We start from the raw sequence: 10,481 nt of genomic DNA, 5'->3' as shown, positions 1-10,481 counted from the left end.
ACACACGCTCTTAGAGCGCCCGGCGATAGGGGTGCGTGCCCTGGCCCCGCGACGCCGCGTCCCCTATTGCCGGTCGCTCTTAGCGGCCGGCCGCTGGGTATGCCGGCGTCGCCGCGGCCTCGGACGCCGCGCTGGACACCCGGTGGCGCGCGCACCAGACGTCCCGGGACATCGGCGTGGCCGCCGGTTGTTCGTCGGCAAGCAGCACCCAGAGCAACCGGGCGCGGGCTTCGGCGCTGCTCTCGATCGCGCGCGCGACAACGGCGTACTCTTCGGTGCCGCTGGCGGCGACCAACCGTTCGGCATCCTGCCAGGCGCGTTCCCGCCATGCCACCAGCATTCCCAACAGATCGTCCCGGCCGAGACCATAGTCGTTTGTCTCGTCATCCAGGTGCGGGTCGAAACGGGCTGCCTCCTCCGCCAGCAACGGATCCAGCACGCTCGCCAGGATCGCGTTGATGCGGTCGTGGTCGCCCTTGTGGCTGCGCCCACCGGGGCCGACCAGGCCCAGCTCGGCGAGAACGAACGGCAGGTCGCGGGTGATGTGGGCGTTCATGCCGAGCAGCAGGTCACCAGCGGCTGAGAGCGTCGTTGTGGCGGCCGCGCTGAACGCCACCCGCCAGGCTGGTGGCACGTCTGCGGGACGGTCCGCCGACCACTGGCCAGACGCCTGGAACCGGTCGAACGCCCGGAAGTAGTACGCGGCGAACAATGCGTCCTCGGCGTTGACCCACTCGGGATCCGCGAAGGAGCCCAGCTGTGAGGCGGTGTCGCGAAATGCCTCAGTCGTGCGCAGGTAGGCGAGGGAGAAGACCGCGCGGTGGTCGCAGTAGTCCGCTAGTGGCCTGAGGCGGTTACGCATAGTTGTCACTGTTTCCTGTACGCATGCCGGCGAGCCGGTTACGCAAGGTGGGGGAAATCGATGCCCCGCAGGCTCGGCCGCGGCTCGATCAGGCATCCCGGCCAGCGGTGGAGCAACTATCAGTAGTGTTATGACTGCGCTTCGTAGCCATCCCATGGGATGGCATGGTAGCCAGGCCATAACTTAAAGCATTTACAGCTGGATGAAGAGTCGTGATAATGCTGCGCTATGTCCCTCCAAGGTCACAATCCGGATGCGGCGATGCTGCCGCTCTGTGCGGGGCGCCAGGATGTCGTCGGCGGACCGGCCAGGTCACGACACAGCAACAGCCGCCACGGCCGGGATGTGCGCGAACCGCCTGTTGCCCAACGTGGCAACGCCACGCCTGACGGGCTGATGCCCGTCGCGATAGATGGTTCCGGCCGGGGTGTCCTCGACAGCCTCACCGAGGTCGTCTTCCAGACCGACGCCGAGGGGCGCTGGACATATCTCAACCAGGCATGGACGACGGTGACCGGTTTCGATGTCATCGCGTCGCTGGGGAGCCACTTCCTCGACTACGTCCACCCGGATGAATACGACCAGACGATCGCACTGTTCATGGCGGTGGTGGCCGGCGGTTTCGATCATTGCCGGCATGTGGCCCGCTACCGGACCAGCGACGGTGCGTACCGGCGTGTCGAGATCCGTGCCAATGTGCTGCGAACGCCGGACGGTGAGGTTTCAGGCAATTCGGGGACGATTATTGATGTGACCCGTGGCCGGCTGGGAGCTGAGACGGTCGGTGAGCATATGGCGCTGTTGGAGCTTGTTTCCGGGGGCACGCCAGCGGACGAGCTTCCGGTCGGTGTCGCGGTCTACGACCGCACGCTGGGTCTGCGCCGGACGTCGCGGGTCGTTGACCGCCTGCTCGGCGAGCGGCTGCGGGCCGGCGAGCCCCTGGACAGGCTGGGATTCCTGTTGCGTCCGCGCGGGGAGGGAGCCGCGCTGGACGGCGAGTGGGGACTGGTGGCCACCGCGGCGCGGACCGGCCGTCCGCAGCACGGTGACGTCAACCTCGTCAGCCGGGCCGACCCCGATCCCGGCGGGCCTGGCGGGCCTGGCGGGGAGCGGGCGCTACGGGTCTCGGTCATCCCGAACGTGGAAGGGCGCCAAGAGCTGATCGCATTCGTGTTGCAGGATGTCACGGATCTGCGGCGGGCGGAACGGCTGCAAGCGGCCGTCGCTCAGCTCGGTCAGCGTGCCCTGGGCGGGATGACCGTCCCAGACCTGCTCGCGGAGGCTGTCCAGCTGGTCCGCGTCACCCTGGACCTGCCCGAGTGCGCGGTGCTGGAGCCGGTGGAGCAGGCGGAGCGGGCGGACCCGGTCGCCGCGGTCATCGCGGCCGCGCTGGCCTCGGATCGCCCCACGGTCGTCAGGCACGGGACGGCTCCCCTCGGGGTCGCCGCCCGTATCGGCACGGCTGGCCGTGGGCACGCCGTGCTGGTGGCGCACGGGCCGTACCCGCGGGCCTTCGCCGCCGACGAGGCGGACTTCGTCCAGTCGGTCGCCAACGTGCTGGCTGCCGCGATCGAACGGGATGGCGCTGAGCGTGAGATCCGCCACCAGGCTCTGCACGACCCGCTGACCGGTCTGGCCAACAGGGTCTTCCTGCATAAGCGGATCTCAGAGGCGTTGCGGGCGACCGAGATCGACGGCGTCGCGCTGGCTCTGCTATTGATGGATCTTGACCGGTTCAAGGAGATCAACGACACGCTGGGACACAGTGCTGGCGACGACGTGCTCCGTGAGGTGGCGGCGCGGCTGCGGCGCGCCACCGGCCCGGCCACGACGGTCGCCCGCCTCGGCGGGGACGAGTTCGCGATCCTGTTGCCGTCGGCGCCGCGGGGAGCCGCTGACGCCCTGGCGGCCGCGAGCCGGGTGCGTGCCGCGCTGGCCGAACGTATCGATGTCGGCGCTCTCCCGCTCAGCGTGGACGGAAGTATCGGGATCGCGCTCGCTCCCGCTGACGGACGTGATCCAGGAACGTTGGTGCGGTGCGCTGACGTGGCTATGTACCGGGCCAAACAGCTGTCGGTCGGGGTGGCCGTCTACGCCCCCGACGCCGACCAGAACCGCCGTGAGCGCCTCGAGCTGCTCGGTGGTCTGCGCTCGGCGATCGCGGGCGGCCAGCTGGTCCTGCATTACCAGCCCAAGGTCGATCTGCGCACCGGGCGGACCACGGCGGTCGAGGCACTGGTTCGCTGGCAGCATCCGACGCACGGCCTGGTCGAGCCGGGCCGTTTCGTTCCGTTCGCCGAGCAGAGCAACCTGGTCAGGCCGTTGACCCGTCGAGTTCTGATGCTCGCGCTGGACCAGGCCCGATCATGGTGGGACGCGGGTCGGTTGCTGCCCGTGGCGGTGAACGTCTCAGCACGGATGTTGCACGACGCGGAGCTGCTCTCGACCGTACAGGCGGAACTGGAGCGGACCGGTATGCCACCGCAGGCGCTTGAACTCGAGCTCACCGAGAGCGCCGTGATGGTGAACACCCGCAACGCGATGACCGTTATCACCCAGTTGGGGCGCGCCGGGATTCGGATCTCCGTGGATGATTTCGGGACCGGATACTCCTCTCTCGCCTATCTGCGTGATCTCCCAGTGCACGACCTGAAAATCGATAAATCATTCGTGCTGAACGTGGCGCGTCACCCCAAGGATTTCTCGATCGTGCGATCAATCATTGATCTTGCCCACAATCTCGATCTTCGGGTGGTTGCCGAGGGCATCGAGTCGGACGAGGTCTGCACGTTGCTTCGTGACCTCGGCTGTGACGAGGGGCAGGGCTTCTTCCTCGGGTATCCTGTGCCACCCGCGGATCTTGCCGCTTAGCGGTCGCCGCCGGCAGGCCTCGGCGAACTTCCAGCCCCGCTCCTTGATCCACGCCCCTGTTGCCGGGCGCTCCTAGGTCGGGCCGGACACTGCTGGGCTCGTTCGGGCTGACCGTCGGCGGCTGGCACGGCATGATGGTTGAGGCGATCACCTACGGCGATGTTACTGGATTGTACTGGGTGGACTTTTTTGGATGATCTATCGGATCTCGGCTGGTCGAGGCCGTGAAGCCCATTGCATGCACGCGGTTTTCTCAGAGAAGGTGCCACGCAGGGGGGCTGTGCTGCACCATAGGCACAGCCTCACCAGATTCTGGAGGTTGGCCGTGAGCGGGAGAACCAGCACGCTACGGGGACGCGTCGCGTTGGTTGTGCCGGCGCTCCTCGCCGCTGTCGTTCTTCTTGCCGGCTGTGGCTCGGCTCGTTACCAGTATGTGACGAACAAGGACGCCGGTACGTTTCTCAAGATCCCGAGTGCGTGGCAGCATCAGCTGATGCCCGGACCCGCCTTCATCGGGATCGACACCCGAAACGTCAGTCCGGAGGCCGCGCGCACGTTGGCCACCCGTGAGTGGGTTGTGGGGATTGACGCCGCGCCGAAGTTCGACGACAGGAACCTGCTGCTTCCAGACGCGGCCGACCCCAAGGGATTCGTGCAGGTCCGCCAGCTTCTGCCGGAAGAGGCGGCCACGTTGTCCACCAATGACCTGCGCAACCAGCTCGTCTCCATCGACCAGGAGATCCAGGCGCAGGAGGAGGCGGTCCGGCAGAACCCCGAGCGTGCCCGGCTTGAGCCCGAATTCCTCCTGCTGGCCGAGGATCTCGTCCACCGGGAGGGCGGCGTCCACGGTCTTCATCTGGTGTACCAGCTCCATCTGGGCACCGGGCTCGTCACCGTCGACCAGACAAGCCTGCTGGACCGTGATCAGACCAGGTTGTACCAGCTTGTGTTCGCCTGCTCGTCCTGGTGCTATGACCGGCATCGGGTCGAGATCCAGAAGGTCCAGACATCGTTCACGATCAAGCCGATCACCTGAGGTAACGAACATGAATCAGGCCCCGCCGGCGCAGCCGTCCCCGATCGGCCCCGTCGTGCCCCCGCAACCTGAGCCGGCGCCGCCGGTGCGCAAGCCTCTGGTGTTTTGGGACAGAATAAAGTTTCTCGTCCTGTTCGGTGCGTTGTTCGTGTTCGTGGTGGCCGCGGCTACGGCGGACAATCCGATCATGGGCTGGTCCGACGCCGTGCGTGAGCAGGTGCCGTCGAGCTGGTGGCTGTTGGCGCTGATCGCGATCGAGGTTGTCCGCCAGATCCACATGTTGATCGGCGAGCGGTCGTCGGAGTATTACGTCTTCTGGACCGACAGGGTCTTCGGCCGCTTCGAGCGCCGCCTGCGCCAGCTCAACGACTGGAACCGCTACCGCATCGGCCGTGCCCTGAAATGGGTGGCGACGGCCGCGGTCTTCGCGTTTGTCTACGCCCGGATCAAGCACGACTCCGTGTTCAACGCGATCATTGGGCTCCCCGGCGATATCTGGCGGGCGGCCCCGTTCGTGGTGCAGATCATGTTTATCATGTTTATCACCATCGGGCAGTTTGCGCTGTTGTTCTGGTTCCTCTCCCGCGGTGGTGTGGATGTGTACTTCCCCGAGGACATCAAGACCCGGTTCACCGACGTGTGGGGCCAGGACCACGTTCTGTCCCGGGTCAAGGAAGCGGTCTTCTACCTGGAGAAACCGCAGGAGATCGAAAGCCGGGGCGGGTACGTGCCCGGGGGCATCCTGCTGTGGGGCCCGCCCGGCACCGGGAAGACGCTGATCGCGGAGGCGGTCGCCGGTGAGACTGGGAAACCCTATGTCTTTGTCGACCCGGGCGCCTTTCAGGCCATGTTCTTCGGTGTCGGTGTGATGAAGGTGAAGAGCCTTTTCCGCAAGCTGCGCAAACTCTCCCTGCGGTATGGCGGTGTGATTGTTTTCTTTGATGAAGCCGATACTCTGGGCAATCGTGGTCAGCTCGCCGGTGGTGACTTCGGGCGGTCGACGCCGTCCGGTCACGCTGACGGCAGCTGGACCGGCCTGATCGGCTCCGGCGGCTCCTGCAACGGGATGACCTACGCGAGCAACTCGGCGCGCCGGCAACTGGTGGAAGCCCGGTTCGTGGTTCCCGGTGGCGGCGGCGGTGGTCAGTCCAGTTTCGACGGAACGCTGCAGGCGCTGCTCACCGAGATATCGGGTCTGAAGAAGCCGCGTGGCTTCCTCAACCGGGTCGTGCGGCGTGCTCTGGGCATGCGCCCGAAGCCGCCACCGAAGTACCGAATCATGGTCATGATGGCGACGAACATGCCGCAGTCACTGGACGAGGCGCTGTTGCGCCCCGGCCGGATCGACCGCATCTACAAGGTGGGCTACCCGAGCAAGGAGGGCCGGGTACGGACTTTCAACGGCTATCTGGCGAAGGTCACCCACGAGGTGACGCCCGATCAGGTCGAGCGGCTTGCCGTGATGAGCCCCTACGCCACCGGCGCGAGTATCAAGGACATGGTCAACGAGGCCCTCATCCAGGCCATCAAGGCCGGCCGTGAGGTCGTCACCTGGCCTGATCTGCTGCGTGCCAAGTCAATCAAGGAACACGGCCTGCCCGACGACCACGAGTACGTGGAGCGGGAGCGCCACAGCATCGCCCTGCACGAGGCATGCCATGCGGTGGTCATGTACCGGTTGCAGAAGCACATGGTCATCGACATGGCGAGCATCGAGCGCCGCGGGGACACCGGTGGGTTCGTGGCTCCGGTGCCGTTGGAGGACCGGTTCGTCGACTGGCGGTCCGAGGTCGAGATCGATGTGATGACCTTCCTGGCCTCCATCGTGGGCGAGCGGATGTTCTTCGACGGTGACCACACCCAGGGAGTCGGCGGTGACCTGCATGCCGCCACCGAACTTGTCGCCCGCAGCATCGGCAGGCACGCGATGGGCAGCACGCTGATGTCCCGCCCGGCGCTGGCCTCGGGTCTCGACGGCAATCCGGCGCACACCGCTGGCAGCCCGGGGTACCTCGGTGGCGGGTTCGCCGATGAGGTCGAGGCCAAGCTCCAGGAGCTGTATCAACGGACCGAGGTCATACTGTCGGACAATCGCCGGGAGGTTCTCGCGGTGACCCACGCGCTGGAGACGAACAAGACCATTACCGGCGAGGATGTTGAAGCGATCATGAAGGGTACGCTCGGTCCCACGCTGGATGGTCGCCGCTACCACGAGCCCGACTTTCTCGACCTGGCGGAGGAATATCACCTCAGTGCCGTCCAGGCACACCGGGGCCACCCCACCGAGCAGCTGCGGCTACCCGATCTCAGCAGGGCCGCGGCCTCGGCGGGTCCGGACTGACCTGACCAGACCGGACCGATCGGATCTGACCGGCACGAGCGGCTTGCCGCGCGCCATACCCGCTCACGCCGGGGGCGCGGCAGCCGCGCCGTCGTCCCGGCTGTGATACCTGGACGACGGCGATTTGCCGGGCGCTCTTACAGGGGGATCGGGCGCTCTTAGAGGGGGATGTTGCCGTGGGAGCCACGGCCGGCGGGTGCCCCGGCAAGGGTGCTGGCGATGACCGCGCGGGTGTCGGCGGGTGTCACCACGGCGTCCACCACTCCCAGTTCCACGGCTCGGTCGATCCCGCCGACCAGGCGCGCATGTTCGGCGGTGAGTTCGGCAAGCACGGTTGAGCGGCGCTGCGCCGGGACCTCCGCCAGCGTGCGGCGGTGCAGGATTCCCACGGCGGCCTCGGCTCCCATCACCGCGACCTCCGCTGTTGGCCATGCGTACACGGCTGTTGCGCCCAGGCAGCTGGCGTTCATCGCGATGTAGGCGCCGCCGTATGCCTTGCGGGTGACGACGGTGACGCGGGGCACAGCGCACTCGGAGAACGCATAGAGCAGTTTCGCGCCGCGCCGGACCACGCCTTCCCATTCCTGGCCGACGCCTGGGAGGTAACCCGGCACATCGACCAGGACGATCAGCGGTACTCCGAAGGAGTCGCACATCCGTACGAAACGGGACGCCTTTTCGGCGGACGCCGCGTCCAGGCAGCCGCCACGGCGCAGCGGGTTGTTCGCGACCACACCGACCGTGCGGCCACCGAGCCGGCCGAGCGCGGTGACGATGTTCGGTGCCCACTTCGGGTGGAGTTCGAGCACCTCGCCGTCAAGGACGCCCGCGACCAGCGGGCGCACGTCGTACGCACGGCGGGGTGACTCCGGCAGAAGGCTGCCGAGGTCGCGATCCCGCACCGGTCCGATTTCGCCCTGATCGGCAAGGAGCGCGCACAGCCGCCGGGTGCGTTCGATGGCGGCCTCGTCGGAGTCACAGGTGATCGCGACCACGCCGCTGCGGCGTGCGTGTACATCGGCTCCGCCCAGGCTGTCGGCGGTGCAGTCCTCGCCGGTCACGGTGCGTACGACATCCGGGCCGGTAACGAAGATTTTGGCATCCGGGCCCATGAGGACGATGTCGGTCAGCGCGGGGCCGTACGCCGCGCCACCCGCGGCGGCACCCAGCACCAGGGACAGCTGTGGGATCCGCCCGGATGCTCGCACGGTTGCCGCGAACACGCGGCCGACACCGTCAAGAGACGCCACACCCTCCTGGAGCCGAGCGCCTCCGGAATGCCAGATTCCCACCACCGGAGCGTCGAGGCGCACCGCGGCCTCGATAGCGTGGACGATCCGCGCACAGCCGTCACGGCCCATCGCTCCGCCCTGAATGGTCGCGTCCGTGGCGAAGGCGACGACCGGACTGCCATCAACGGTGCCTTTTCCAGCCAGCACCCCGGAGCTGTCCGCCGTGGTGAAGGGCTCGAATGAATCAGGATCGAAGAACTGGGTCAGCCGGGCTGACGGAATGCGTGGGTCAATGCGTTCGAGCGTAGAGAGACTCATTTTTTGTCTCCTTGAGATCATAGTGTCTCGGGCGGCGCGAAGGAGACGACTTCCCGCTGGTCATGTCGCGATCCGCGGGGTCCTGTAAAGTCATGCCGCCGCTGACCGGTTTGAGGTCACTGGGTTCTCCGGCCGTGTGCGCGAGCCATTGTCACGCGGCCGTCGACCGGCTGGGCCTGTCGCGGAGCCCCGGAATTCAGTGCCGGGTGCCCGTCTCGGGTGCCCGTGCGGACCTGAAATAACCAGGCATGCAGGCCCGCACGGGTGAAGTCGTCAGGTATATGGATGTCAGGGTGTGAAAGCGAGGCAGACGTCGTGCCCGCCGAAACCGAACGAGTTCGACAGCACCGCCCCGGTGGGGATGGCACGGTTATCGATGGACACCACGTCCAGGTCGATCTCGTCGTCGAGAGCGTCGAGGTTACGGGTCGCCGGTACCGTCCGCTCCCGCAACGCCAGGACACAGAACACCGCCTCGACCGCGCCGGCCGCGCCCAGCAGATGCCCGGTCATCGACTTGGTCGAGGTCACCGTCACGGTGTCGAGCGCGGCACCGAGCGCGGCCCGCAGCGCACGGGCCTCGGCGACGTCCCCGGCCGGAGTGGAGGTGGCGTGGGCGTTGATGTGCACGACATCGGTCGGGACGAGCCCGGCGGAGCGCAATGCCGCGCGCACGGCCCGCGCCGCCCCGGCCCCGCCGGGTTCGGGCGCCGCCACATGGTAGGCGTCCGCGCTGATCCCCGAACCGGCCAGCGTGGCGTACACCCGCGCGCCGCGGGCGCGGGCGTGCTCCGCGGTCTCCAGGACCAGCACCCCCGCACCCTCCCCGAGGACGAAGCCGTCCCGGCCCTTGTCGAACGGCCGGGACGCCGTGGCGGGCGCGTCGTTGCGCCGGGACAGGGCCTGCATCTGGGCGAATCCCGCAAGGGGCAGAGCGTGGATCGCCGCCTCTGAGCCGCCCGCGATCGCGATGTCGGCCCGGCCAGCCCGGAGCATGTCCAGCGCATGGCTGATTGCCTCCGCGCCGGACGCGCAGGCGCTGACCGGGGCGTGCACCCCGGCACGAGCGGTGAAGGCGAGCCCGACGGTCGCGGCCGGCCCGTTGGGCATCAGCATCGGCACCACATGCGGGGAGACCCGCCGCGGCCCCCGCTCCCGCAGCACGTCGTACTGGCCCAGCAGGGTCAGGACTCCGCCGATGCCGGAGCCGATCACCGCGGCGAGGCGTTCAGGGTCGACGTCGGGGGTGCCGGCGTCGGCCCAGGCCTCCCTGGCCGCGACCAGGGCGAGTTGTTGGACCCGGTCGAGGGTACGGGCCTCGACCCGGCCCAGCGGGGGTTCCACCGCCAAGGGCGCGCCGATGTGCACGGGCAGCTGCTCGACCCAGTCCTCGGTGAGGCGGCGGACCCCGGAGCGGCCCGCGAGCAGCCCCTCCCAGGTGGATGCGACATCGCCGCCGACAGGAGTGGTTGCCCCGAGGCCGGTGACCACGACCTGCCTGGGGGTCTCGGTCACGCGGCGACACCCGCCCGCTGGATGTAGGACACCGCGTCGCCGACGGTCTTGAGGCTCTTGACGTCCTCGTCGGGGATCTTCACGCCGAACTTCTCCTCGGCCGCGACCACGACCTCGACCATGGACAGCGAGTCCACGTCCAGATCGTCGATGAAGGTCTTGTCCGCCGTGGCGTCGGCCGGGTCGACTCCGGCGACCTCCTCCAGAATCGCGGCGAGCCCTGCCAGGATGTCGGACTGCGACATGTACTTCTCCTTCTTGGTTTACCCCGGTACTTCCGTCTGCCGGGCGGCACTTTCGGGGAAT

General features: G+C 67.7%; 7 protein-coding genes. 3 read left to right on the top strand and 4 right to left on the bottom strand.

Annotated elements, in window-relative coordinates; all coding sequences use genetic code 11:
• Positions 1-79: 79 nt before the first annotated feature.
• Positions 80-958, bottom strand: a complete 879-nt coding sequence (locus MJ777_RS13940; RefSeq protein WP_255724068.1) for a DUF5995 family protein — start codon at positions 956-958, stop codon at positions 80-82.
• A 132-nt stretch (positions 959-1,090) separates the two neighbouring features.
• Between MJ777_RS13940 and MJ777_RS13935 the strand changes: the two genes are divergently transcribed.
• The 3 genes from MJ777_RS13935 to MJ777_RS13925 all read left to right on the top strand — a co-directional run bounded on the left by MJ777_RS13935 (position 1,091) and on the right by MJ777_RS13925 (position 7,110).
• Positions 1,091-3,733, top strand: coding sequence for an EAL domain-containing protein (locus MJ777_RS13935; RefSeq protein WP_239376642.1), 2,643 nt, complete (start codon positions 1,091-1,093; stop codon positions 3,731-3,733).
• Between the two features lie 325 nt (positions 3,734-4,058).
• Entirely contained in the window at positions 4,059-4,769 is a 711-nt protein-coding gene (locus MJ777_RS13930; RefSeq protein WP_239310042.1) for a hypothetical protein, read from the top strand.
• Positions 4,770-4,779: 10 nt separating this feature from the next.
• Entirely contained in the window at positions 4,780-7,110 is a 2,331-nt protein-coding gene (locus tag MJ777_RS13925; protein ID WP_239376641.1) for an AAA family ATPase, read from the top strand.
• Between the two features lie 158 nt (positions 7,111-7,268).
• Here the strand turns inward: MJ777_RS13925 and MJ777_RS13920 are convergent, their stop codons facing one another.
• The 3 genes from MJ777_RS13920 to MJ777_RS13910 all read right to left on the bottom strand — a co-directional run bounded on the left by MJ777_RS13920 (position 7,269) and on the right by MJ777_RS13910 (position 10,420).
• Positions 7,269-8,660: an acyl-CoA carboxylase subunit beta gene (locus MJ777_RS13920; RefSeq protein WP_239310044.1), complete on the bottom strand. Its 1,392-nt coding sequence runs from the start codon at positions 8,658-8,660 to the stop codon at positions 7,269-7,271.
• Positions 8,661-8,948: 288 nt separating this feature from the next.
• The gene (fabF, locus tag MJ777_RS13915) at positions 8,949-10,175 is read right to left on the bottom strand and encodes a beta-ketoacyl-ACP synthase II (RefSeq protein WP_239310045.1); all 1,227 of its coding nucleotides are present in this window, start codon (positions 10,173-10,175) and stop codon (positions 8,949-8,951) included.
• Positions 10,172-10,420 carry an acyl carrier protein gene (locus tag MJ777_RS13910; RefSeq protein WP_239310046.1) on the bottom strand — a complete coding sequence of 83 codons (249 nt, stop codon included), beginning with the start codon at positions 10,418-10,420 and terminating at the stop codon, positions 10,172-10,174. Before MJ777_RS13910 ends, fabF begins: the two co-directional genes overlap by 4 nt.
• Between the last annotated feature and the right edge of the window lie 61 nt (positions 10,421-10,481).

The organism is Protofrankia sp. Cj5, from assembly GCF_917627405.1.
Taxonomy (GTDB): domain Bacteria; phylum Actinomycetota; class Actinomycetes; order Frankiales; family Frankiaceae; genus Protofrankia.
Note: the sequence above shows the minus strand (reverse complement) of the source record. Positions and strands in the feature narration are given on the sequence as shown.

Coding starts and splice junctions, on each gene's coding strand:
- MJ777_RS13940 (WP_255724068.1), bottom strand. CDS start 958: ATGCCTGATCGAGCCGCGGCCGAGCCTGCGGGGCATCGATTTCCCCCA.
- MJ777_RS13935 (WP_239376642.1), top strand. CDS start 1,091: ATGTCCCTCCAAGGTCACAATCCGGATGCGGCGATGCTGCCGCTCTGT.
- MJ777_RS13925 (WP_239376641.1), top strand. CDS start 4,780: ATGAATCAGGCCCCGCCGGCGCAGCCGTCCCCGATCGGCCCCGTCGTG.
- MJ777_RS13920 (WP_239310044.1), bottom strand. CDS start 8,660: ATGAGTCTCTCTACGCTCGAACGCATTGACCCACGCATTCCGTCAGCC.
- MJ777_RS13910 (WP_239310046.1), bottom strand. CDS start 10,420: ATGTCGCAGTCCGACATCCTGGCAGGGCTCGCCGCGATTCTGGAGGAG.